This is a genomic window from Streptomyces sp. NPDC107522, from assembly GCF_055657525.1.
In genome coordinates, this window is record NZ_JBVKAU010000006.1 from 546,653 (window position 1) to 570,168 (window position 23,516).

At 72.0% G+C, this 23,516-nt stretch carries 22 protein-coding genes; 14 read left to right on the forward strand and 8 right to left on the reverse strand.

Going from position 1 to position 23,516, the window contains the following annotated elements:
* Positions 1 to 84 precede the first annotated feature (84 nt).
* Positions 85 to 1,473, forward strand: coding sequence for a cystathionine beta-synthase (locus ACZ7L6_RS22800; RefSeq protein WP_471926649.1), 1,389 nt, complete (start codon positions 85 to 87; stop codon positions 1,471 to 1,473).
* 430 nt (positions 1,474 to 1,903) lie between these two features.
* Here ACZ7L6_RS22800 and ACZ7L6_RS22805 read toward each other — a convergent pair whose 3' ends face one another.
* The gene (locus tag ACZ7L6_RS22805; protein ID WP_471926651.1) at positions 1,904 to 2,344 is read right to left on the reverse strand and encodes a hypothetical protein; all 441 of its coding nucleotides are present in this window, start codon (positions 2,342 to 2,344) and stop codon (positions 1,904 to 1,906) included.
* A 204-nt stretch (positions 2,345 to 2,548) separates the two neighbouring features.
* Between ACZ7L6_RS22805 and ACZ7L6_RS22810 the strand changes: the two genes are divergently transcribed.
* The 3 genes from ACZ7L6_RS22810 to ACZ7L6_RS22820 all read left to right on the forward strand — a co-directional run bounded on the left by ACZ7L6_RS22810 (position 2,549) and on the right by ACZ7L6_RS22820 (position 5,600).
* On the forward strand, positions 2,549 to 4,069 hold the full coding sequence (locus tag ACZ7L6_RS22810) for an aromatic amino acid ammonia-lyase (RefSeq protein WP_471926653.1): 1,521 nt from the start codon (positions 2,549 to 2,551) through the stop codon (positions 4,067 to 4,069).
* Complete coding sequence (locus tag ACZ7L6_RS22815) at positions 4,066 to 4,938, forward strand: MurR/RpiR family transcriptional regulator (protein WP_471926655.1); 873 nt, start codon at positions 4,066 to 4,068, stop codon at positions 4,936 to 4,938. The genes ACZ7L6_RS22810 and ACZ7L6_RS22815 overlap by 4 nt, the downstream gene beginning before the upstream one ends.
* Positions 4,939 to 5,015: 77 nt before the next feature.
* The gene (locus ACZ7L6_RS22820; protein WP_471926657.1) at positions 5,016 to 5,600 is read left to right on the forward strand and encodes a hypothetical protein; all 585 of its coding nucleotides are present in this window, start codon (positions 5,016 to 5,018) and stop codon (positions 5,598 to 5,600) included.
* A gap of 13 nt (positions 5,601 to 5,613) precedes the next feature.
* Here the strand turns inward: ACZ7L6_RS22820 and ACZ7L6_RS22825 are convergent, their stop codons facing one another.
* The 5 genes from ACZ7L6_RS22825 to ACZ7L6_RS22845 all read right to left on the reverse strand — a co-directional run bounded on the left by ACZ7L6_RS22825 (position 5,614) and on the right by ACZ7L6_RS22845 (position 9,359).
* On the reverse strand, positions 5,614 to 5,988 hold the full coding sequence (locus ACZ7L6_RS22825; RefSeq protein WP_471926659.1) for a roadblock/LC7 domain-containing protein: 375 nt from the start codon (positions 5,986 to 5,988) through the stop codon (positions 5,614 to 5,616).
* Between the two features lie 15 nt (positions 5,989 to 6,003).
* On the reverse strand, positions 6,004 to 6,504 hold the full coding sequence (locus tag ACZ7L6_RS22830) for a roadblock/LC7 domain-containing protein (protein WP_471926661.1): 501 nt from the start codon (positions 6,502 to 6,504) through the stop codon (positions 6,004 to 6,006).
* Positions 6,505 to 6,583: 79 nt separating this feature from the next.
* On the reverse strand, positions 6,584 to 7,372 hold the full coding sequence (locus ACZ7L6_RS22835) for a transcriptional regulator (protein WP_471926663.1): 789 nt from the start codon (positions 7,370 to 7,372) through the stop codon (positions 6,584 to 6,586).
* The gene (locus tag ACZ7L6_RS22840) at positions 7,369 to 7,761 is read right to left on the reverse strand and encodes a hypothetical protein (protein ID WP_471926665.1); all 393 of its coding nucleotides are present in this window, start codon (positions 7,759 to 7,761) and stop codon (positions 7,369 to 7,371) included. Before ACZ7L6_RS22840 ends, ACZ7L6_RS22835 begins: the two co-directional genes overlap by 4 nt.
* Positions 7,762 to 7,943: 182 nt before the next feature.
* On the reverse strand, positions 7,944 to 9,359 hold the full coding sequence (locus ACZ7L6_RS22845; RefSeq protein ID WP_471926667.1) for a type III PLP-dependent enzyme domain-containing protein: 1,416 nt from the start codon (positions 9,357 to 9,359) through the stop codon (positions 7,944 to 7,946).
* 177 nt (positions 9,360 to 9,536) lie between these two features.
* Between ACZ7L6_RS22845 and hutU the strand changes: the two genes are divergently transcribed.
* The 5 genes from hutU (at position 9,537) to ACZ7L6_RS22870 (ending at position 16,375) form a co-directional block, all read left to right on the forward strand.
* On the forward strand, positions 9,537 to 11,207 hold the full coding sequence (hutU, locus tag ACZ7L6_RS22850) for a urocanate hydratase (RefSeq protein WP_471926669.1): 1,671 nt from the start codon (positions 9,537 to 9,539) through the stop codon (positions 11,205 to 11,207).
* A gap of 578 nt (positions 11,208 to 11,785) precedes the next feature.
* Entirely contained in the window at positions 11,786 to 12,988 is a 1,203-nt protein-coding gene (locus tag ACZ7L6_RS22855; protein ID WP_471926671.1) for an allantoate amidohydrolase, read from the forward strand.
* On the forward strand, positions 12,985 to 14,334 hold the full coding sequence (locus ACZ7L6_RS22860; RefSeq protein ID WP_471926673.1) for a formimidoylglutamate deiminase: 1,350 nt from the start codon (positions 12,985 to 12,987) through the stop codon (positions 14,332 to 14,334). Before ACZ7L6_RS22855 ends, ACZ7L6_RS22860 begins: the two co-directional genes overlap by 4 nt.
* Positions 14,331 to 15,650: an imidazolonepropionase gene (gene hutI, locus ACZ7L6_RS22865; RefSeq protein WP_471926675.1), complete on the forward strand. Its 1,320-nt coding sequence runs from the start codon at positions 14,331 to 14,333 to the stop codon at positions 15,648 to 15,650. Before ACZ7L6_RS22860 ends, hutI begins: the two co-directional genes overlap by 4 nt.
* Positions 15,647 to 16,375, forward strand: a complete 729-nt coding sequence (locus ACZ7L6_RS22870; protein WP_471926677.1) for a hypothetical protein — start codon at positions 15,647 to 15,649, stop codon at positions 16,373 to 16,375. Before hutI ends, ACZ7L6_RS22870 begins: the two co-directional genes overlap by 4 nt.
* Before the next feature lie 78 nt (positions 16,376 to 16,453).
* On the opposite strand, the gene ACZ7L6_RS22875 is transcribed toward ACZ7L6_RS22870, so the two are convergent.
* Positions 16,454 to 16,966: an ATP-binding protein gene (locus ACZ7L6_RS22875; protein ID WP_471926679.1), complete on the reverse strand. Its 513-nt coding sequence runs from the start codon at positions 16,964 to 16,966 to the stop codon at positions 16,454 to 16,456.
* A gap of 232 nt (positions 16,967 to 17,198) precedes the next feature.
* Positions 17,199 to 17,585: an STAS domain-containing protein gene (locus ACZ7L6_RS22880; protein ID WP_433041564.1), complete on the reverse strand. Its 387-nt coding sequence runs from the start codon at positions 17,583 to 17,585 to the stop codon at positions 17,199 to 17,201.
* Positions 17,586 to 17,824: 239 nt separating this feature from the next.
* Between ACZ7L6_RS22880 and ACZ7L6_RS22885 the strand changes: the two genes are divergently transcribed.
* From ACZ7L6_RS22885 to ACZ7L6_RS22905, 5 genes are all read left to right on the forward strand, one after another.
* A complete protein-coding gene (locus ACZ7L6_RS22885; RefSeq protein WP_471926681.1) occupies positions 17,825 to 18,778 on the forward strand; it encodes an RNA polymerase sigma factor SigF in 954 nt (317 codons plus the stop codon).
* A 249-nt stretch (positions 18,779 to 19,027) separates the two neighbouring features.
* On the forward strand, positions 19,028 to 20,593 hold the full coding sequence (locus tag ACZ7L6_RS22890; protein WP_471926683.1) for a ricin-type beta-trefoil lectin domain protein: 1,566 nt from the start codon (positions 19,028 to 19,030) through the stop codon (positions 20,591 to 20,593).
* A gap of 172 nt (positions 20,594 to 20,765) precedes the next feature.
* Positions 20,766 to 21,434, forward strand: coding sequence for an LPXTG cell wall anchor domain-containing protein (locus ACZ7L6_RS22895; protein WP_471926685.1), 669 nt, complete (start codon positions 20,766 to 20,768; stop codon positions 21,432 to 21,434).
* A gap of 53 nt (positions 21,435 to 21,487) precedes the next feature.
* Positions 21,488 to 22,387 carry a COG1470 family protein gene (locus ACZ7L6_RS22900; protein ID WP_471926687.1) on the forward strand — a complete coding sequence of 300 codons (900 nt, stop codon included), beginning with the start codon at positions 21,488 to 21,490 and terminating at the stop codon, positions 22,385 to 22,387.
* Entirely contained in the window at positions 22,384 to 23,469 is a 1,086-nt protein-coding gene (locus ACZ7L6_RS22905; RefSeq protein WP_471926689.1) for a hypothetical protein, read from the forward strand. The genes ACZ7L6_RS22900 and ACZ7L6_RS22905 overlap by 4 nt, the downstream gene beginning before the upstream one ends.
* The last annotated feature ends 47 nt before the right edge of the window (positions 23,470 to 23,516 follow it).

Here is a 23,516-nt window from a genome sequence, read left to right on the forward strand (position 1 = left end):
GTGAACGACCTCCACGGGCCCCGTGCAGGCCATAGGCTGGCGGAACCACTACGACCACACCTTTTGCAGCATCCGGAGACAACGGTGCATTTCCACGACTCGATGATCAGCCTCGTCGGCAACACCCCGCTGGTGAGGCTCAACAACGTGACCACGGGCATCCGGGCGACCGTCCTGGCCAAGGTCGAGTACTTCAACCCGGGCGGCTCCGTGAAGGACCGCATCGCCCTGCGCATGATCGAGGCCGCGGAGGAGAGCGGTGCGCTCAAGCCCGGCGGGACGATCGTGGAGCCGACCAGCGGCAACACCGGTGTCGGCCTCGCCATCGTGGCCCAGCAGAAGGGGTACAAGTGCATCTTCGTGTGCCCCGACAAGGTGAGCACCGACAAGATCAATGTGCTGCGGGCCTACGGGGCCGAGGTGGTCGTGTGCCCCACCGCCGTTGATCCCGAGCACCCGGACTCCTACTACAACGTCTCCGACCGCCTGGTGCGCGAGACGCCCGGCGCGTGGAAGCCGGACCAGTACTCCAACCCCAACAACCCCCTCTCCCACTACCACTCGACCGGCCCCGAGCTCTGGGAGCAGACCGAGGGGAAGATCACCCACTTCGTGGCGGGCGTCGGCACGGGCGGCACCATCTCCGGCACCGGCCGCTATCTGAAGGACGTCAGCGACGGCAAGGTGCAGGTCGTCGGCGCCGACCCCGAGGGCTCGGTGTACTCCGGCGGGTCCGGGCGGCCGTATCTCGTCGAGGGCGTCGGTGAGGACTTCTGGCCGACCGCCTACGACCGGACCGTCGCCGACGAGATCGTCGCCGTCTCCGACAAGGACTCCTTCCAGATGACCCGGCGCCTGGCCCGCGAGGAGGGCCTGCTCGTCGGTGGCTCCTGCGGTATGGCGGTCGTGGCGGCGCTGCGGGTGGCCGAGCGGCTCGGACCGGACGACGTCGTGGTCGTCCTCCTCCCCGACAGCGGCCGTGGCTACCTCAGCAAGATCTTCAACGACGAGTGGATGGCCGACTACGGCTTCCTGGAGGACGAGGGCCCGAGCGCGCGCGTCGGCGACGTCCTCAACGACAAGGAGCAGGGCGCCATCCCCTCCCTCGTCCACATGCACCCGGACGAGACGGTCGGTCAGGCCATCGAGGTGCTGCGCGAGTACGGCGTCTCGCAGATGCCGATCGTGAAGCCGGGCGCCGGCCACCCGGACGTCATGGCGGCGGAGGTCGTCGGGTCCGTCGTCGAACGGGAGCTGCTGGACGCCCTGTTCACCAAGCGGGCCTCGCTCGACGACCCGCTGGAGAAGCACATGTCGGCCCCGCTGCCGCAGGTCGGCTCCGGTGAGCCGGTCGGCGACCTGATGTCCGTACTGGGCGCGGCCGACGCGGCGATCGTCCTCGTCGAGGGCAAGCCGACCGGTGTGGTCAGCCGGCAGGACCTGCTGGCCTTCCTCGCCAAGGGCGGGAAGTAGCGGGAAACCTCCGGTGAACTGCCCGTGTACGCGGCGAACTTGCGGTGACCGGAGCCGTTCGAGCCGTCGCGGAAGTGGTACGAGCGTGTCACGTCCGCGCAGCACCCGCTTAACACGGGTCCGGCACATTAGTGGGTGTCGGCAGGGCGGGAGCGGCTCCCCGCCCCAGCCGGCGCCGAACGGCGCCAAGGACCTCCGGAGCGGCTCCCGGACCTCCATGGACGCCTAGGACGCGCAAGCCCGGCCCTGACCCGGCCCGCGTCCCTCGCGGGGACCGCCGTCGTCCCGCCCCCCGGCAACGGGGGTGCGGCGGTCCCCGCCCACCTTTGCGCCTAAACCGGCGCCGCTCTCGCGGACGTGGCTGGTCGCCGTCGTGGTTCCTCAATTGATGGTTGCGGTATTCGTCGCTTTTTTCGGCGGCTTCGGGCCGTCAGTCCTCCCAGCGGTCCTCGTCCTTGGCCGACTTGCGGCGCAGGCCCCGGAAGAGCCCGGGATTCGTCCGCACCGCCTGGACGACGTTCACGCCGACGATGCCGATCCAGGTGACGAGCAGACCGCGCAGGCCGGCCACGCCGCCGCCGATGCCGGACAGCGGGATCGCCGCGACCAGCGTGACGATGCCGAAGCCGAAGCGCTCACCGAAGGAGTCCGTCGGCTTCGGCGACCGGGCGCCCCGGGCCACCACCATCTGCTGCTCGGCCAGCTGCCGCCGCAGCCGGCGCTCGACCGCCCCGTCGATACGCTGGTCGACCTTCTCCAGGAACGAGTCGACCAGCGCGGACTCGTACTCCTCGCCCAGCTCCCTGCGGGCCTGCAGGGTGGCGTTGAGTTCCTTCTTGAGCTCGGTGTCCCGCGCATCCATTCCGGTCATACGCCCCACGGTACGAAGCCCGGCCGACGGCCGCACTGGGGTTAGCCCCCCTGTTCGTGCTGGGGTGCGCAGGGAGGCGCCTGCGGCTGGAGAACCCGATGTCCCTTGCCCGGCTGTATGACGTCATGCAGAGTTCATGGTGTCTGAATAGATCGCCATGGATCGATGTGGATCGGCCGGCCGGAGTGAGGGGAGTGTGGGCTCATGTCGTCTCGGACCATCGTGGCCGCGCCGGGCGCCGCGCCCTCCGGGCACCCCGGCCCCGTCGTCCTCGACGGGATCGGGCTCGGCGTCGAGGACGTCGTACGCCTCGCCGACGGGACCGCGCGGCCGGTCCCCGCGGCCGAAGCGATGAAACGCGCCGAGGAGTCCTGGGACGCCGCCCGCCTCATCGCCGCGACCGGACGGGTCTACGGCCGCTCGACCGGCGTGGGCGCCAACCGGAACGAGGACGTGCCCACCGAGGCCGCCGCCGAACACGGTCTGCGTCTGCTGCGCAGCCACGCCGGCGCCATCGGCGAGGAACTGCCCGCCCGGCAGGTGCGGGCCATGCTCGCCGTACGCGCCAATCAGTTGCTGGCCGGAGGTGCCGGCCTCAGGCCCACCGTCGTCACCGCGCTCTGCGAGGCGCTGGAGAGCGGGGCGTACCCGGTGGTGAACGAGTTCGGCTCGGTCGGCACCGGAGACCTCGCGGCGCTGGCGCAGGCCGGACTCGCGCTGGCCGGCGAGCATCCCTGGCGCGGCTCCGGGGCCCCCGAACCGCAGCCGCTCGACAACAACGACGCCCTCGCCTTCATCAGCAGCAACGCCCTCACCCTCGGCCAGGCGGCCCTCGCCCTGCACGAACTGCGCGGGCTCGTCGCCGCCACCCAGGTCGTGGCCGCCCTGTCCCTGCTCGCCGTCGACGGCTCCCACGAGGCGTACGCCGCCCCCGTGCACGCCGCCCGCCCACACCGGGGCAGCACCGAAGTCGCCCGCCGGATGCGCGAGTTGATCGGCGCCGAGGACCGGCCGACCCCGCCGCTGGGCCGGATCCAGGACCCGTACGGCTTCCGCTGCCTGCCCCAGATCCACGGCCCCGCGCACGACGCGGCCGACGCCCTGGAGGAGGTGCTGGCGGTGGAGATCAACGCGGCCGCCGAGAACCCCTTCATCTCCCCCGAGGACATGGCCGCCTACCACCACGGCGGCTTCTACCAGGCACAACTCGCCCTGGCCCTCGATCACTTCAGGCTGGCGCTGACCCAGGTGGCCCGGCTGTCGACGTCCCGGCTGTCCACCCTGAACGAGCCCGCCTACACCCGCCTGAAGCCCTTCCTCGCCGACCACGAGCCCGCCTCGTCCGGTGTGATGATCCTCGAGTACGCCGCCGGAGCCGCCCTCGGCGACCTGCGCGCCTTCTCCGCCCCCGCCTCGCTCGGCCACGCTGTACTCTCCCGGGGCGTGGAGGAGCAGGCCAGCTTCGCCTCGCTCGCCGCCCGGCAGACACTGCGCGCGTGCGGTGCGTACCGTCTCGTCGTCGGCTGTGAACTCGTCGCCGCCGTACGGGCGTTGCGCCTGCGCGACCTGAGGCCCGATCCGGCGCTGCCGGTGGGCCGGGCGCTGGCGCTGGCCGAATCGGTGCTCGACGACGATCTGGCCGACCGGCCGCTCACCGATGATGTGACGGCGGCGGCAGCACTGCTGGACCGGTTCACGGACATCTGGAGGGGGAGCGCCGCATGAGCGCGGACAGGAACACGAACGGGGCGGCGCAGGGAACGGACAGTCCCGCCGCGCGGCTGCAGGCGCTCTTCGAGGGGCACCGGCTCACCCCGACCCAGCGGCGCATCGCGCACAGCATGGTGCGGCGGGCCGCCGACGTGCCGTTCCTGTCCAGCGTGGAGCTGGCCGAGCTCGCCGGGGTCAGCCAGCCGTCCGTGACCCGGTTCGCCGTCGCCCTCGGCTTCGACGGCTACCCGGCGCTGCGCAGACACCTGCGCGAGGTCACGCCCGTCGAGCCGGCCGCGGACTCCGCCTCGTACAACGAGTACCAGCAGGCCGTCGAGGCCGAGATCGAGAACCTGCGGCACCTGGCGGAGGCGCTCGCCGACCCCCGCCCGGTGCAGAAGGCCGGACGCCTGCTCGCGGCCTCCCGCCCGCTGCCCGTCCTCGGCCTGCGGGCCGCCGCCTCCCAGGCGTACGGCTTCTCCTACTTCGCTGCCAAGGTCCACCCGGACGTACGGCTGCTGGAGGAGGGCGGCACGATGATCCTCGACCGGATCGACGCCGCCGTGCGGGCCGGTGCGACGGCCCTGCTCTGCTTCGCGCTGCCCCGGCATCCGCGCGAGGTCGTGGACACCCTGGCGTACGCCAAGGAGGCCGGGCTGACGGTGGTGACGGTGGCGGACTCCGCGTTCGCGCCGGTCGCCAAGGTCTCCGACCTGCTGCTCCCGGCGGCCGTGGGCACGGGCCTCGCCTTCGACACCGCGTGCGCGCCGATGCTGCTGGGCCGGGTCCTGCTGGAGGCCATGTGCGACGACCTGCCGGACGCCCAGGCGCGACTGGAGGAGTTCGACGCGCGGGCGGCGGCGCGGGGGCTGTTCGTGGAGTGAGTTCTTAAGGCTCGTCTCACGTTTGCTGGCTAACGTGCGCCCACAGCATCTGGACAGACCTGGACGGGAGGCAGAACGTGGCACGCGGAGGTCAAGGGCTGGCTCGAGTGGCCGTCGTCGTACGGGCCGGGGCGGCGCCGTTGTGGTGGCTCGGGGTGTTCGCCGCGGGCATCGGCGTACTGGTGCCGGGCGTTACCGGTCGCAGGATCGGCGTCATGGCCGGCGCCGCGCTGTTCATCGTCGCGACGGCCGTGGTGGCGTACGTGCGCCGCAAGCGCTACACCGCCCTGATCCGCTCGGCCGCCCGCGCCGGGAAGCACGATGTGCTCCAGGACCGTGCGGTGGCCGTCCGCACCTGGCGCCGGGGGCACCGCTGGTGGCTGCTGCTGGCGTTCCTCGTCGCGCTGGGCAGTGCGTTCGCCGTGCCGGCGGCGGGCGGGATGCTGCTGGCCGGGTGCGGGGCGGGGCTCCGGCTGAAGGCGGCCTGGCTCGGTCGGCGCGAGCTGGCCGAGAACGCCCTGCTGTGGGTGCGGGTGGACTGGCTCGACGCATGGGGTGGCCGGCCGGCGGGCAAGGCCGTGAAGGCCTTCCGCAGTACGGGCATCGCCGCGGGCGACGCGGCCCCGGGCGGGGCCCGCCGCCGCACCGCGGCGCTGGTGTAGCTCCGGCCTCGGGTCAGACCTCCAGGTCCTCCTCGATCTTCTTCAACTGGTGCCGGGCCATCGCCAGGTTGGCCCGCTTGGCGTCGAGGACCAGATAGAGGAAGAGGCCGTTGCCCCCGCGCCCGGTGATCAGCCGGATCAGGTGGTACTGGTCGGTGAGGGTGATCAGGATGTCCTCGATGCCACCCTTGAGGCCGAGGTGCTCCATCGTGCGCATCTTGGCGCGGACGACGTCGGTGTTGCCGGCGGCGGCGACATTGAGGTCGAAGCTCTTGCTGCCGCCCAGGGTGCCCAGCGCCATTCCGCTGGTGTAGTCGACCAGGGCGACTCCGGTCGCGCCCTCGATCGAGGCGAGGCATTCCTTCAGCGTGGTCTCGGTGTTGGCCATGACGTTGTGTTCCTCTCAACTGTCGGTAGCGGCACGCGCGTTGGTAGTGGTGGTGCGTGCGCCGCGCGGGGTTCTCGTGCGGGTGGGCATGGGTTTGGCGGGCTCCTTGGCGGAACTCTTGGCAGGGCTCTTCCTGGGAGGCGCCGCCTCGGCGTCGACGAGCTCTCCGATGCGGGCGCCGGCGCGGCGGCCCTCCAGGTGGAGCCGGCCGACGTTGACGTTGTCCTGGGCGAGCAGCGTCAGGACGGCGGTGCGGCCCGCGGCGTACGTCGCCACGTAGCCGTCAGCGCCGCGCACCAGCAGTTCGCGGAAGTCGCCCCGGCCGGTGGCGTCGGCCACCCGCACCGCGACGCCGAGCGCGGCGGCGGTGAGTGCCGCGAGGCCGTCCGGTTCGACGCCGGGGGTGTCGTGGGCGAGGACGAGGCCGTCGACACCGGCCGCGAGCGCGCCGGTCAGCTGGGGCACGCGGGCTCTGAGCCGGCGGAACTCGTCGAGTAACGGGGCCTCGGCCGCCATCAGGGTTCTCCTCTCGGCGCGGGACCGCTGCGGCGGGCGCGGCACCCCGGGGGGCTCGCGGTCCTCGAAGGGTTTGCGGTCAAAGGGCCTCCAGCGCATCCCTGACCCTCTTCAGCAGCGCGATGTAGGGATCGGCGGCGTCGGGCGGATGGTCGTCGGCGGGCGGCGGCTGCGACGCCACGAGCCCCGCCGCGGCCAGCCGTCGAAGGTGCACCAGGGTGTGGAACGCCGGTCTGCCCAGCTCCCGCGCTATGTCCGCGGCCCGCCGTACGCCGTCCACCCGGGCGAGTACGGCGGCCTGCCGGGACGGGACCGCGGGAGCCGCGACCGGGTCGGCCCGGATCAGGGGCGCGGCATCCGTAGCCGGGTCGGGCCAGATGCGGCGCAGCAGGGCGCGGCGGCGCAGCGTCTCCCGCTCCAGGGCGGCGACCGGCACGGGATGCACCGAGGCGAGCCAGTGCGGGGCGCCGTAGCGGAAGCGGCCGGGCGTGCTGCTGGGGGCGAGGGCGAAGTACGCCGCGTCGTACAGCGCGCTCGCCTGCGCCAGTTCCAGCGCGCCCGGGGTGAGGCCGTGGCGCATCAGCCGGCCCTCGTCGGCGCTGTCCTCGGCGTCCCGCCAGGTCTCGGCGTCGAGTGCGCCGTGGGCCGTGAGCAGCACGCCGAGGCCGGGGGCGAGCGGGCTCTCGGCGTGCACCACCCGGCCCTCCACCAGGTGGAGCGTGCCGTGCTCGCGGACCAGGGCGCCGGTGGCCCGCTCCTCGGCGAGCCGGGTCAGCATCGGTGAGACGCCGCCCCGGGCCCGCTCGCCGGCGGCCGCCCGGTTGCGGACCGGCAGCCGGGGCGGTGGGGTGGTTCCGACGACGGTCATGCCAGCACCAGCCGTTCGGCCATCTCGCCGAGCCGGATACGGGCCAGCGCGAGGTTGCCGTCCGTGCGGGCCAGCCACAGGTACAGCACCACGCTGCTGTCGAAGGCCGTCGGCACGAACCGCAGCACGTGGTAGCTGTCCCGGTTGCTGAGGATCACGTCCTCGACGGGCGGATCCGCCGCACCAGCCTCGTCGTCGGGCCCGAACGCGTGCTGCTCGGCGGCCAGCCGTGCCAGCTCCGCCGTCTCGGCGGCCGCCGCCTCGTGGTCACCGCCCGGAGGGTCGCCCACGGTGCCCAGGGCCAGCCCGCTCGTCCAGTCGACCAGCGCGGCGCCACGCGCACCGGGCAACCGCATCGTCTCCAGCAAGCACTCGTCGATTCCGGGCACCGTCGCTCCCCTCCCGCCTGGGGTTCGCCTGAGTGACGTAGAAACTACGCAACGTGTGTGCGGCGAGTGAGCGTTCGGGCATTTTCCGGTGGAACATGCCACGGAGTGGCTAGGGTGGGTCAACTGCGCCTGTTTTCAGGCGAGTTGATCACGAGCGGCAGGGTGGTCCTCGTCGGCCTGCGTCAACGGCGCTGCGGCGCGGGCAGGGTGGTGAGCGAGGTGGCGTGCGCCCCTCCCGATTCGGCCACGATCTCGTCGAGCGACTGCGCCTCGCGTACGGTCGCGAAGGCGATGCCCCCGGCCCCGTCCGGAGCGAAGCCGTGGATACCGGGCCGGGCAAGGGAGTTGTACGCGTAGTGGTGCGCGAAGTAGTACGCCCCCGTGTCCAGCGCCGCCACGACGTCCCCCTGCTCCAGCAGCGGCAGCGCGCACCCCTCGGCCAGCAGGTCACCCGAGAAGCAGGCCGGTCCCGCCACGTCCTGGACCACGGCCGGGCCCTCCTTCGGGCGCCCCTTGCCGTCGTACGCGGCGATCCTCAGCGGCCAGCTCCCCGGCGCGTACACCGTCCGCGTGGCGACCTGTACGCCCGCGTGCGTGACCGCCACCGGGCGACCGCCCGCACTCTTGGCGTACTCGACCCGCGCCACCACCGTCCCGTGCTTGGCCAGCAGTGACCGACCGAACTCCGTGACCAGCCCGTACCGCCCGTCGAACAGCCCCGGCACCGCCTCGCTCAGCAGTCGCGCGTACTGCGCGTACGTCGGCGTGGTCGCATCCGACGCGAAGTTCACCGGCAGCCCGCCGCCTATGTCGAGCGTGTCGATCTGCCGCCGCCCGATCCGCCGGTTGATCTCCTCGGCGAGGGCGTACGCCTCCGCCACCCCCTGGGCCATCAGCGACAGCGGAATGCCCTGCGAGCCGGTGTGCGCATGCAGCCGGGTCAGCCACGGGCGGTCCTGATACGCCCGCACGACCCACTCCCGCGCCCCCTCGTCGCGCAGCGCCACCCCGAACTTCGACGTCGCCGTGGCCGTGGACGTCGCCTCGATCGAACCCCCGCCGACCTGCGGATTCACCCGTATGCCCAGCGGGGAGCGGCTGGTGGCGGACCTCATCATGGCGTCGATGCGGTCCAGCTCCTGCGGGTTGTCGGCGTTGACGGCGATGCCCAGCGCCAGTGCCTCGCGCAGCTCGGCCGGCGTCTTGGCGGGCGAGTCCAGCACCGTCATCTCCGGGCGCAGCCCCGCCGCCCGCGCCAGCGCCAGCTCACCGGGGCTGGCCACCTCCGCGCCGATGCCCTCCTCGTGCAGCAGCCGCAGCACCGGCACCAGCGGGGTCGCCTTCACGGCGAAGGCGTGCAGCACGGGTGTGCCCGGCGCCACCACCGCGTCGAAGGCCGCCCGCAGCGCCGCCGCCGACTCCCGGATGCCGGTGACGTCCAGCAGGCCGACGATGGGGGAGCCGGGCCCGAGCAGCCCCTGCTCCACGGCGGCCCGCACCGCCTCGTCCCGCCGGGCGGCCCGGCCGGCGTCCCAGTCCGGAATCCCGATCCCGCTGTCCACTCGGTCCACTCGGTTGCTCACCACGTCCCCCGTCATGTCGTCATCCCCCGTCATGTCGTCGCACGAGCCCATGCATCCAGCCAAACACCCGGGACGCGCCCACGCTGGCGCACGAACGTATTGACTAGTTCTATTCAGGAAGTCAGGATGTGAATAACCACCTCAACAGTCCGCAGTCGAAGTTCGCAGTCACAGTCCGCTGGGAGGCAGACCATGTCAGTACCCGGAGCCCGCCCCGTCCGAGCGCCGCGCGGTACGGAACTCAGCGCCCTGGGATGGCAGCAGGAAGCCGCCCTGCGGATGCTGCAGAACAACCTCGACCCCGAGGTCGCCGAGCACCCCGACAAGCTCGTCGTCTACGGCGGCACCGGCAAGGCGGCCCGCGACTGGCGCTCCTTCGACGCCATGGTCCGCACGCTGAGGACGCTCAAGCAGGACGAGACGATGCTCGTCCAGTCCGGCCGCCCCGTCGGCGTCATGCAGACCCATGAGTGGGCCCCGCGCGTCCTCATCGCCAACTCCAACCTCGTCGGCGACTGGGCCAACTGGGAGGAGTTCCGCCGTCTGGAACAGCTGGGGCTGACCATGTACGGCCAGATGACGGCCGGCTCCTGGATCTACATCGGCACCCAGGGCATCCTCCAGGGCACCTACGAGACCTTCGCCGCCGTCGCCGCGAAGAAGTTCAACGGCACCCTCGCCGGGACGATCACCCTCACCGCGGGACTCGGCGGCATGGGCGGCGCCCAGCCGCTCGCCGTGACCATGAACGACGGCGTCGCCATCTGCATCGACTGCGACCCGCGCGCGATCGAGCGGCGCATCGAGCACCGCTACCTGGACGTGAAGGCCGACTCGCTGGACCACGCACTCCAACTGGCCGTCGAGGCCCGTGACGCCCGCCGTCCGCTGTCCATCGGCGTCCTCGGCAACGCCGCCGACCTCGTCCCGCAGCTTCTCGCCATGGGCGCCCCCATCGACATCGTCACCGACCAGACCTCGGCGCACGACCCGCTGTCCTACCTGCCGCTCGGATTGGACTTCGACGAGATGGCGTCCTACGCGGCGAAGGACCCGGCGGGCTTCACGACCCGGGCTCGCGAGTCGATGGCGCGGCACGTCGAGGCCATGGTCGGCTTCATGGACGCCGGTGCCGAGGTCTTCGACTACGGCAACTCCATCCGTGGCGAGGCGCAACTCGCCGGGTACGAGCGGGCGTTCGCCTTCCCCGGTTTCGTGCCGGCCTACATCCGCCCCCTCTTCTGCGAGGGCAAGGGCCCCTTCCGCTGGGCGGCCCTGTCCGGCGACCCCGCCGACATCGCCAAGACCGACAAGGCGATCCTCGACCTGTTCCCCGAGAACGAGTCCCTCGCCCGCTGGATCAAGATGGCGGGGGAGCGGGTCCACTTCCAGGGGCTGCCCGCGCGTATCTGCTGGCTCGGTTACGGGGAGCGGGACAAGGCGGGCGAGCGGTTCAACGACATGGTGGCGAGCGGGGAGCTCGCCGCGCCGCTGGCCATCGGGCGCGACCACCTCGACTGCGGTTCCGTCGCCTCGCCGTACCGCGAGACCGAGGCGATGCTGGACGGGTCCGACGCGATTGCCGACTGGCCGCTGCTGAACGCCATGGTGAACGTGGCTTCGGGTGCGTCCTGGGTGTCCATTCACCACGGTGGTGGCGTGGGCATGGGGCGGTCCATTCACGCCGGTCAGGTGACGGTGGCCGACGGTACGAAGCTGGGTGCGGAGAAGATCCGGCGGGTGCTGACGAACGACCCGGGCATGGGCGTCATCCGGCACGTGGACGCCGGGTACGACATCGCGGAGTCCGTGGCGGATGAGCGGGGCGTGCGGGTTCCTATGCGCGAGGGTGACGACGCGTGAATCAGCGTTTGGGCGGGCACGGCAACTCTTCGGCGGGGGCTGAGGTCTCGTCGCCGACTGCGGGTTCGGCTGTGCCCACCCGTTCCGCCCTGCGGAACGACTGCCCACAGCCTGGACCGACTGGCGGGGTGCAGCCTGGGCCGGCCGGCGGGGTGCAGCCTGGGCCGACGGGCGGGGTGCAGCCTGGACCGATGGGCGGGGTGCAGCCTGGGCCGATGGGCGGGGTGCAGCCTGGGCCGATGGGAGGGGTGCAGCCTGGGCCGATGGGCGGGGTGCAGCCTGGGCCGATGGGCGGGGTGCAGCCTGGGCCGATGGGCGGGGTGCAGCCTGGGCCGATGGGCGGGGTGCAGCCTGGGCCGACGGGAGGGTCGCAGCCTGGACCGATGGGCGGGGTGCAGCCTGGGCCGACGGGAGGGGTGCAGCCTGGACCGACGGGAGGGTCGCAGCCTGGACCGACGGGCGGGTCGCAGCCTGGGCCGACGGGCGGGACGCAGCCTGGACCGGCCGGTGGGACGCAGCCTGGGCCGGCCGGCGGGTCGCAGTCAGTCCCGGCACGTGCTGGCAGCTCCTTCCTGGAGATGTGGCGCGAACTGCTCCCCATCGGGCGGCACCCCGACTCCCACGGCTACCGCCGCTTCGCCTGGACCGGTGTGGATCTCGAGTGCCGGGCCTGGTTCAAGGCGCAGGCCGAAGCGCGTGGGCTCGGTTACGAGGTCGACCGGAACGGGAATCAGTGGGCCTGGCTCGGGGACCCCGCCGCTGGGGACGCCGTTGTCACCGGGTCGCATCTCGACTCCGTTCCGGACGGAGGCGCCTTCGACGGGCCCCTCGGTGTCGTGTCGTCCTTCGCTGCCCTCGATGAACTGCGCGGCAGGAACGTGCGGTTCACCAAGCCCCTCGCCATCGTCAACTTCGGCGATGAGGAGGGCGCGAGGTTCGGGCTCGCCTGTGTCGGGTCGCGGCTCACCGCCGGGCAGCTGACCGTCGAGGACGCCCACAAGCTGACCGACGGGGACGGGGTCAGCCTGCCCCGGGCCATGGAGTCCGCCGGGTACGACCCCGACGCCATCGGCGCCGATCCGGAACGGCTCGCCCGCATCGGTGCCTTCGTCGAGCTGCATGTGGAGCAGGGCCGGGCGCTGGACCTGTCCGGCGACCGGGTCGGCATCGCCAGCGCCATCTGGCCGCACGGCCGGTGGCGGTTCGACTTCCGGGGCGAGGCCAACCACGCCGGCACCACCCGGCTCGTGGACCGGCGCGACCCCATGCTGTCGTACGCCGAGACCGTGCTCGCCGCCCGCAGGGAGGCCGAACTCGCCGGTGCCGTCGCCACCTTCGGCAAGATCGCCGTCGAGCCCAACGGCGTCAACGCCGTCCCCTCCCTGGTGCGCGGCTGGCTCGACTCCCGTGCCGAGGACCCGGACCGCCTCGACCGCGTGGTCGGCGGCATCGAGAAGGCCGCCCGGGAGTACGCGGCGGCCCACGGCATCGCCCTCGACGTGGTCCGCGAGTCCTTCACGCCCGTCGTCGAGTTCGACCACGCCCTGCGCGACGAACTGGGCCGCATCCTCGGCAAGGACACCGGCATCACCGTCCCCGTTCTGGGTACCGGCGCCGGACACGACGCCGGAATCCTCTCCGGGCGCATCCCGACGGCCATGCTGTTCGTACGCAATCCCACGGGCGTCTCGCACTCCCCGGCCGAGTTCGCCGCCGAGGACGACTGCGTGGCCGGAGTCATCGCCCTCGCCGACGTACTGGAAGGACTGGCCTGCACGTGACGCCCACCCAGCAGACCCGCACCTACTGGCTGGAACACGCCTGGCTCGACACCCACGTCGAGCCGGGCGTCGCCCTCGACGTGCGGGACGGTCGCATCGCCGCCGTCCGGACCGACGTCCCCGCCCCGCCCCCCGGTGCGGAGGCCCTGCGGGGACTCACCCTCCCCGGCCTGGCGAACGCGCACAGCCACGCCTTCCACCGCGCCCTGCGCGGCACCGTCCAGGTCGGCTCCGGCACCTTCTGGACCTGGCGCGAGGTCATGTACGCCACGGCCGACCGGCTCACCCCGGACAGCTACCACGCCCTCGCCCGCGCCGTGTACGCCGAGATGGCGCTGGCGGGGATCACCGCGGTCGGCGAGTTCCACTACGTCCACCACGCCCCGGGCGGCACCCCGTACGCCGACCCGAACGCGATGGGCGAGGCCCTCATCGCCGCCGCCGCCGAAGCCGGCATCCGTATCACCCTCCTCGACACCGCCTACCTGTCCTCCGGCTTCGGACAGCCGCCCAACAGCCACCAGCTGCGCTTCTCCGACGGGAACGCCGAGGCCTGGGCCGAACGCTGTTCAGTTCTCAAGGAACGGGATCACGCACGGATCGGGGCGGCCGTCCACTCCGTACGGGCCGTGCCCGCCGACCAGTTGGAGACCGTGGCCCGGTGGGCCGAGGAGCGGCGGGCCCCGCTCCATGTGCACCTGTCCGAGCAGACCGCCGAGAACGAGGCGTGCCTGGAGGTGCACGGGTGCACCCCGACGCAGCTCCTCGCCCTGCACGGCGTCCTCGGCCCGCGCACCACCGGTGTCCACAACACCCACCTCACCGCCGAGGACATCTCGCTCATCGGCGGCAGCGGCACCGGCACCTGTATGTGCCCGACGACCGAGCGGGATCTCGCGGACGGCATCGGACCGGCCGCCGCCCTGCAGAACGAGGGCTCCCCGCTCTCCCTCGGCTCCGACAGCCACGCCGTCATCGACCTGCTCGAAGAGGCCCGCGCGATGGAACTGAACGAGCGCCTGCGCACCCGTACGCGAGGTCACTGGACGGCGGCGGCCCTCCTGCGGGCGGCCTCCGCCGACGGCCACGCGGCCCTCGGCTGGGACGACACGGGCACCCTGGAGCCGGGCGCACGCGCCGACTTCGCGACGATCGCGCTCGACTCCGTCAGGACGGCAGGGCCGCTTGCGCGGCTCGGGGCCGAGACGGCCGTATTCGCTGCGTCGGCAGCAGACGTGTCGCATACGGTCGTGGGAGGCCGGCACGTCGTACGGGACGGGGTCCACACCCTTGTACCGGATGTGCCGCGAGCCCTCGCGGACGCCGTCGCAGCCCTGCGCGGATGACGGCGGGCCGCCCACCCCCGCGGCCCGCCTCCGCCCCCCGACCCGACCCCACCGCCGACCAGGCCAGCAAGGACGCCATGAGCAACGCGACGACCGTCAGCCCCGCCAACTCCGCGAGCACCGCCAGCACGCTCATCACCAACATCGCCGCCCTGGTCACCAACGACCCCTCCCTCGGTGACGGATCCCCCCTCGGACTGATCCAGGACGCGGCCGTCGTCATCGAAGGCGACCGCGTCGCGTGGACCGGTGATCAAAGCAAAGCACCTGCCACTGACAATCGGGTCGACGCAGGCGGCCGGGCGGTCCTCCCCGGCTTCGTCGACTCCCACTCCCACCTCGTCTTCGCGGGCGACCGGACACAGGAGTTCAACGCCCGCATGTCGGGGCGCCCGTACAGCGCGGGCGGCATCCGCACGACGGTCGCGGCCACGCGGGCGGCGAGCGACGAGGAACTCGAAGCCAACCTCACGCGTTACCTGCACGAGGCCCTCCGCCAGGGCACCACGACCTTCGAGACCAAGTCCGGCTACGGCCTGACCGTCGAGGACGAGGCGCGGGCGCTGCGGATCGCGGCGGCGCACACGGACGAGGTCACCTACCTCGGCGCCCACATCGTCTCCCCGGACTACGCCGACGACCCCGCCGCCTACGTCTCCCTCGTCACCGGCGAGATGCTCGACGCGTGTGCCCCGTACGCCCGTTGGATCGACGTCTTCTGCGAGAAGGGCGCCTTCGACGGCGACCAGGCCCGCGCGATCCTCACGGCGGGCAAGGCCAAGGGCCTGCACCCGCGCGTCCACGCCAACCAGCTCTCCTACGGCCCCGGCGTGCAGCTGGCCGTCGAACAGGACGCCGCCAGCGCCGACCACTGCACGCACCTCACGGACGCGGACATCGACGCCCTGGCGAACAGCCGTACGGTCGCCACCCTGCTCCCCGGCGCGGAGTTCTCCACGCGCGCCCAGTGGCCGAACGCCCGCCGCCTCCTCGACGCGGGCGTCACGGTCGCCCTCTCCACCGACTGCAACCCGGGCTCGTCCTTCACCTCCTCCGTCCCCTTCTGCATCGCGCTCGCGGTACGGGACATGGGGATGACCCCGGACGAGGCGGTCTGGTCGGCCACGGCGGGCGGGGCGGCGGCCCTCCGCCGCGACGACATCGGCCGCCTCGCCCCGGGCGCCCGCGCGGACCTGCTGCTGCTGGACGCGCCGAGCCATGTGCATCTGGCGTACCGGCCGGGGGTGCCGCTGGTCAGTGAGGTGTGGAAGAAGGGCGCAGTGACGCACCGGTCGGCCGGCATACTCGCCCGGTGAGTACGAGCAGTCAGGACGGTGGTTCCGTCGATCCGGAAGAGCTCCTCCTCCGGACGGACTGGAGCTCGGTGGAGCACTGCTGCCCGAACGTCGCGCCCGCGACGCCTGTGATCCTGCGGCACCTTCTCGACGACGACGCGGGCAAACAGGGCGCTGCACTCCGCGACCTGCACCAGGCCGTCACGCATCAGAACACCTTCTACAGCGCCACGGCCCCTGCGGCGTCCTTCGTCGCGGCGATTCTCGGGCACCCTCGGACTCTCGCCCTCGTCACCGATGCGAGGCCAGGGGAAGCCCCTCACTCCGCTGAGGTGCCTCGGTTCTTCCTGCGCGCCGGTCTTCTGGACTGGCTCGGCAGCACCGCCGAAGACGCCAACGACGAGTCACCCGGCGGGTACGAGGCCGACATCGAAGCGTTCCGCGCCCTTCGGCCGACCCTCTTCAACGCCATCCGGCCCTTCCTCGCGGACGACGAGCCGGAGATCCGCAAGGCCGCCCTTGCCACTGTGCTCCCGCTGCTCGTCCCACTCGACCCGGCCGACCATGCCCAAGGCCTGCGCGAGGAGGTCCGGGCTCTTGCTGCCGACAGGACCCCGTACCGGCAGCGGGCGATCGACGCGCTCGCCGGCTGGGGGGAAGACGTCACGTCTTTCCAGCGGGACACGGACCCGCGAGCCGACGTCCCACCGAGGATGGAGGGCTTCGCGGACGATCCGCCTTTCTGAAACCACCTTCAAGCAGGCTGCAGCCTGCGAAACCCGCCCAGTGCAGATCGCCGCAAGGTGTGCGTTCGGCGCCGGAGCCTACGCCGGCGCCCCCAGCTCCGCCCACACCGTCTTGCCGGCCGCGCCCGGCGTCCGTACGACGCCCCAGTCCAGACACAGCCGCTGCACGATGAACATGCCGTGGCCGCCGGGGCGGCCCGCGCGGTGGGGGGTGCGGGGTGCGGGCTGGCCCGTGCCCTTGTCGGAGACCTCGATCCGGATCACCTTGTTGTCGCAGGCGATCCACATCTCGTCCGGTCCGCCGGCGTGCAGGCAGGCGTTGGTGACCAGCTCGGAGACGACGAGCAGCACATCCTCGGCGGCGGCCCGCTGGTCGGCCGTGGCGGCCGGCAGCCACCCCCACGCGTACAGCGCCTGGCGGGCGAAGTCGCGGGCGAGCGGCACGACCCCGCTCTGGCCGTCGAAGTCCAGCCGACGGACCTGACGCCCCGCCGACGGCCCGGCGGACGACTCGGACCCCTCGGACGCCCCGGAAGCGCCGCTGGGCTCGGGGCCGCGGTCGCCCGGCGAGAAAGGCCGGGTGGTGCTCATCAGCGCTTCACCTCACCGATTCACCAGTTCAACGTTCACACAATTCACAAGTCTGTACGCAGAGTCACGCCAGTACACGCCCTTGCCTGACAGGTCGGTCACAGTCCCCCACCCCCGGTGGCCGACATCACAGCCGACAGGTTCAGGATGTCTCCTGCCCGACCGGGCCGAGGGAACACCCCCTATTCGGCACAAATGATGTGACGTCTGATGCGGCGTCGGACGAGAGGGGTCAACCCGCCCCGTCGGCCTCGTCGGCGAGGGCTGCGTCGAGCGAGTCGTGGACCGTGAAGACCGCCGCGGCCCCCGTGATCTCGAACACACGCGCAACGGCGGGCAGCATGCCCGCGAGATGCACCCCGCCACCGGCGGCCTCCGCTTTCAGACGGGCCCCGAGCAGCACGTTCAGCCCCGTGGAGTCGCAGAACTCGAGCCGCGAGCAGTCGACGACCAAGCGGCTGAAGCCCTTGTCGAGGCAGTCCTCGAGTGGCTCACGCAACAAATCGGCCGTGTGGTGGTCCAACTCACCCGCCGGGGTCACCACGGCACTGGAGCCCTCTTCCCGCACCTCGACCAGAAGTCGGCCAGACTGTGCGCTGCCGACCGTCCCGCGGTCCATGCCGTCTCTCACTCCCGACGTCGTGGCTGCTGACTCACGCTCTCGAACACTACGCCTTCCCTACGCCCTCCAACACCCGAACATCCACCCAGAAACGGACATTTCGGAACAGAGCGCACTTGCGGTGGGCTCACGAAAGCGGGTAGGGCTAGTAGAGACACGTAACCGACTCGGCCGGCTTTGGAGGCGCCGCACACCGCAGTGCACGCACAGGCTTCGGCAGCCATATGCCGAGAACGATGGAGGACATCATGTCACCCCGGCTCGACGCATCGCATACCCAGAGCGCGACGTCGGCACCCCGACCGGAACATCTGGATCCCATCGAGCAGAACAGCGAGGTGCGTTCCGAACCCGACTTCGGTCAGGAGTTCGGCCAGGACGACGTACTCGCCGGGCTTCCGGACATCCCCCCGTACGACGAAGTGGGGCCGGTGGACGCACGGGCCCTGTCCAAGACCCTCTTCGAGCGGCTGGAGTCGCTGGAGGAAGGGACCCACGAATACTCGTACGTCCGCAACACCCTCGTCGAACTCAACCTCGCGCTGGTCAAGTTCGCCGCCTCCCGTTTCCGCTCGCGCAGTGAGCCGATGGAGGACATCATCCAGGTCGGCACGATCGGCCTGATCAAGGCGATCGACCGCTTCGAGCTCGCGCGCGGCGTGGAGTTCCCCACCTTCGCGATGCCGACCATCGTCGGCGAGATCAAGCGTTTCTTCCGCGACACGTCATGGTCGGTGCGGGTGCCGCGCCGTCTGCAGGAACTCCGGCTCGACCTGGCCAAGGCCGGTGACGAGCTGGCCCAGCAGCTCGACCGCGCCCCGACGGTGGCGGAACTGGCCGAGCGCCTCGGCCTGACCAACGACGAGGTCGTCGAGGGCATGGCCGCGTCGAACGCGTACACCGCCTCCTCGCTGGACGCCCAGCCCGAGGAGGACGACGCCGAGGGCGCGCTGGCCGACCGGATCGGCTACGAGGACCACGGCATCGAAGGCATCGAGTACGTCGAGTCGTTGAAGCCGCTCATCGCCGAACTGCCGCCCAGAGACCGGAAGATCCTCTCCCTGAGGTTCGTCGCGGGCATGACCCAGTCGGAGATCGGCGACGAACTCGGCATCTCGCAGATGCATGTGTCGCGGCTGCTCTCGCGCACCTTGATCCGGCTCCGGAAGGGGCTGACGGTCGAGGAGTGACGACCGGCGGCGGAGGCGCGCCCGCCTCCCGCTGACCTGCGCTGTGCCCGGTACCCCGCCGAATCCGTCGGCCGGATACCGGGCACAGCGCGTCATACCGGGCACAGAGCGTTCGGCCCCTCGCACGAGGCTCATGGGTTACCCACAGAAACCCTTTCCCCAAAGCTCCCCTTCCTTCACTATGAGCCGTCATACCCGCCGGTAGCTCAGGACTCCGTGCGGGTGGCAAGGCTGCAAGGAGGCAGGCGGATGGCTCGGGCCGACGACGGCGGGGACCGTGACCGTGGGATGCACGCGGGCGCGTCCGACGCGCGGCTCACCGAGCTGCTGCGTGCCGACACGGCCACCGCGTACCAGGCGCTCCAGGAACTCCGCGACCGCCATCACGCGCCTGTCCTCGCGTACGCCCGCCTGTGCACCCCGAACGACTCCATGGCGCGGCAGCTGGCCGCCCAGGCCTTCACGCTCGCGGCCCGTCAGACGGCACGCGGCGTCGACCCGGGCCTCCCCTGGCGGCACCGGCTCCTGCTGCTGACCGCCCGGTCGGCCGGCACGTGGGCCATGGACGAGCGGGCCGCGGGCCTGGACGCGGGACTGCTCCTCGTCCTGAACACGACGGGTCCGTCCGGCCCGGTCCCGCCCATGCTCCCGGCGTTCCAGACCCTGTCGTCCCGCACCCAGGGCCTGATCTGGTACGGAGTCGTGGAGCGGGAGCCGGCGGAACGGACGGCCGCTCTCCTCGGCCTCACCCGCGAGGACGTGACGTACGGCATCGGCCCGGCGCTCCAGCAGCTGGCCAGGGCCTGCCTGCGCACCCGTCTCGCCGCCTCCGACGACCCCGACTGCCCCGACTTCGGCCGCCTCATCGAGGAGTCGGTCCGCCCGGAAAGCCCCCGCGACAGCGCCGATCTACGCGCGCACATGACGCGCTGTCCGCACTGCACGACGGCGTACGAGGAGCTGTCGACCCTGCGGGACACACCGCGCACGGCACTGACGGAGGGGCTGCTGCCGTGGGGCGGGACGGCGTATGCGGCGGGCGACGCGGCGGAGCGAGAGTCCGTCGGCCTTGCTGCGCAGAGGAGTTGGCCGGCCGGAGGCCGGCCGTGGGATCGCCGTCGGTTCGTGCTGGTGTCGGCGGCGCTCGGGGTGGCGTTGCTGCCGCTGGTGCTCTTCCTGGCGGCGCAGGGCGATTCGTCGTCGCCGCAGGAACCGGTGGGCTCCGTCGGTACCGCGGTGAGTGCGCCGACGGTGGCGGTGACGGTGACCGCGACGGTGTCGGTCACGCCGTCGGCCTCCTCGCCCTCGCCTTCGCCGTCTCCGTCACGGACGTCCAAGTCGCCTTCCCCGACAAGGACTCCGAAACCGACGAAGACCGCCCGCCCGAAGCCGACCCCCTCTCCCGTTCGCCCGCCCGACGGCACCTTCGCGCAGGTCGTGAACGTCGCCACAGGGCTGTGCCTGGACATCGACGGCCCTCCGTACAACGGCACGGACGTCGTCACGGCCACCTGCACGTCCTCGAGCGACCAGCGCTGGCGGGTCGACTCCGAACGCGGCGTGCTGCAGTCGTACGCCTATCCCGACTACTGCCTGGACAGCCGGGGTTCGACCTACCGGGGAGTCGGGATCTGGACCTGCGACTCGGTCTACGGGCGCAACGGCCAGAACCTGTGGTTCATGGTGGACGCCGACGGGGTGATCCGCCCGGGGATCGCCCCGGACCATGCGGTGACGCCGAGCGGGGACAGGTGGCTGTCGCTGGCGCCGGAGGCGGGGCGGCGGGATCAGCGGTGGCGGGCAGGGGCGCCATGAGGCCGACTGATCTCTGGTTACCCACGGTTACCTGAGGGCCACGCCCTCCACTCGACCCCCCTCTCACACCCCCCGGATCGTCACAACTCCGGGCTGCACCGTGTCTTCCCTCCTCTACGCCCCGGGCGTACCTTGACGGCCGATCTGATGTGCCGTCAGGAATGAGGGGACCGTGTCGAAGCAGAAGCGAACCGCCGCGCTTGCGACCGCCGCGGCCCTGGCCGGCTCGGCGGTGTTGATGGCCGCCCCTGCGGCCCGGGCCGAGGTCGTCGACGTCAACTACGCCTGCAAGACGCCCATCGGCGACAAGAGCGCCGTCTCGCCCATCGACATCAAGGGCGTCAAGAGCGGCAGCGGCTACAAGATCACCATGTCGTGGCAGAAGGGCGTCTCGTCCAGCCCGGTCGAACTGGGCAAGGGCGCGATGAACCCGAGCGCCACCGTCAAGCTGGGCGGCGCCGACAGCGGCACCCTGAACGTCACGGGTCCCGCCAACCAGGAGGCGATTCCCGCCAACACCCCCATCAAGATCAATGACTTGACGGGCACGTACACCCCGAAGAAGACCGGCAAGGTCACCTTCACGGCAGGCGTGCTCACCATCAAGGCGCTCGGTACGACGACCACGTGCACGCCCACCAACAGCCCCGGCCCCTCGCTGACCCTCGACGTCACGGCCGCGAGCGGTGGCGGCGGGGCCCAGAGCGGTTCCGGCTCCGGCGCGGAGCTGCCGCAGACAGGACCGGAGGACTCGGCCATCGCCCTCGGCACGCTGGGCGGCACGGTGCTGCTCGCGGGGGCGGCGGGGGCGTTGTGGCTGACGCGGCGGAATCAGACCTGAACGCTCCGCTGGGAATGCTGCGATGGGAGGTGCCGCGATTGGAGAGTGCCGCTATGTGTCGGCGTTCGTCTGCGGCGCCGTTGTGGCTGGTCGCGCAGTTCCCCGCGCCCCTCACGGGGCGCTGCCGAACCGTCCTTCACCTGTGTCTGTCGCTGGTCGTGCTGCTCGGAGGCGCGTCGGTGGCGAGCGCTGCCGACGGGTGGTCCCTCGCGCCCTCCGGCGGTGGGCGGCCGTCCTTCTACGGCGAGGGTGCGCCCGGGGCGGTTCTGGAGGACACGGTGTCCGTGACCAACCCCAGCGGCGAACCCGTCACGGTCCGGCTCCACGCCACCGGCGTCACCTTCGCGGACGGCACCGTACGTGTCCCTGCGCGCACCCGTGCCGACGTCCCCTTCACGGTGACGGCTCCGGCCGCCGACCGCACCGTCGAGATCGTCGCCCGTGACGGGGACGGCCGTGAGCGGCGGGTCCCGTTCCGGCTGCGGGTCACCGTCCCGGAGGTGTCCGCCCTGACCGTCGAGCATGTGGCGGTGCGCGGCGACCGTATCGCGTACGAGCTGGTCAACCGCGGTACGACGTCCCTGGAGCCGCGGCTGGCCGTCCGGGCGGACGGCGTCCTCGGCCGAGTCCTCGACCGCGGGCCGCGCTCCCTCCCCGTCGCCCTTCCCCCGGGCAGCCGTACGAAGCTCACCGAGCCCTGGCCCGACCGGCCCGCCCTGGACGCGGTCGACGTACGGCTGACCGTGACGGCGGCGGGCGGGGTGCGGGACACGGCGGAAGTGTCGGCGCGGTTCGTGCCGTCGGGTGCGGTGGCGGGGGGCGCGGGGGCGGTCGCGGCGATCGGTGCCTTCTTCGTCGTACGACGTCGTGGGCGCCGTAGGGCGGGAAGCGGCCGTGAGTCGGTCACCGAACAGCCGTGCCGGGACGTCGAGTTGACGGGAGCTGTGCAGTGAACGGCAAGGTGCGCGGCGCGCTGCTGGCGCTGCTGTGTCTGATCCCGCTCGTGGGCGTGGCGCAGCCCGCCTCGGCCGCGGACCCGCCCACCGTGAAGCTCTCCAAGTCCCAGGCGGGGACCGGTGGTTCGATCACCGTCACCGGTGAGGGGTGGCGGCCCCGCGCCCTGCTGATGATCCTGATCTGCGGCCGGTCGGTGCCGTCCACAGGCGTGACCGGCGGCACCAACTCCTGCGCCAACGCGGACGGCAGGGCCGTCACGACCGACGCCGAGGGGCACTTCAGCCGGAAGCTGCCGGTGGCCGAGCCGCCCGTGCCCTGCCCGTGCGTGGTGCACGTGGCGACGGTGACCGGGTCGAAGGCCGAGGCCGACGCCGTCTTCCAGGTGGCCGGGCACGCGGTCGAGCCGCTGCCCGCGGAACCGGCGGGCGGACGCCTGTCGGTCCTCACGGACACCCGGCTGGACGGCTCCAGTGGCCTGCTGACCTGGTTCGGCGCGCCGCCAGCACGCACGCTCGTCTTCACCGTGGGCAATGTGGGCACCTCCGCGGTCAAGAACCCCGTATTCCAAGTCGGCACGTCTCATGGCGTGTTCGCCCCGCAGTGGGAGGAACAGCAGTGGCGCGGCACGATCCAGCCGGGGAGGAAGGCACGGATCGAACTGCCGGTGGAACTCGCCGCCGGGGCGCACGGCGACTACACCGTCTCCCTGAAGTACGGCGGCAAGGTGATGGCCGAACAGCCCTGGGGCGTGGGCCGGCCCTGGGGTGTGACGCTGTTCTGGGTCCTGGTCTGTCTGGTCGTACCGGCGGCGTTGTTCCGCGTCGGGATGGCGGTGGTGGACCGGGTGCGGCCACGGCAGACGTCCCGCCGCCGCGGCCTCCGCCTGCCCGAAATGGCCCTGCGCATCCCGGGCTTGAAGCCCCGTGAAGAGGCGAGGCACGCCCTCCCCTCTTCCTCCTCATCGACCCTGCCGTGGTTCACCCCGGACAACGACCCGGGCACGGCCGGCCGGCTCTCCGCACCGCACGACGACAGCCCGACGAGTCCTACGACTCCCACCAGGAAGGGAACCACGTGAGCAAGCGAAGGAGAGTCACACCGGTCGGGCCCCGGAGCGCCCGCAGC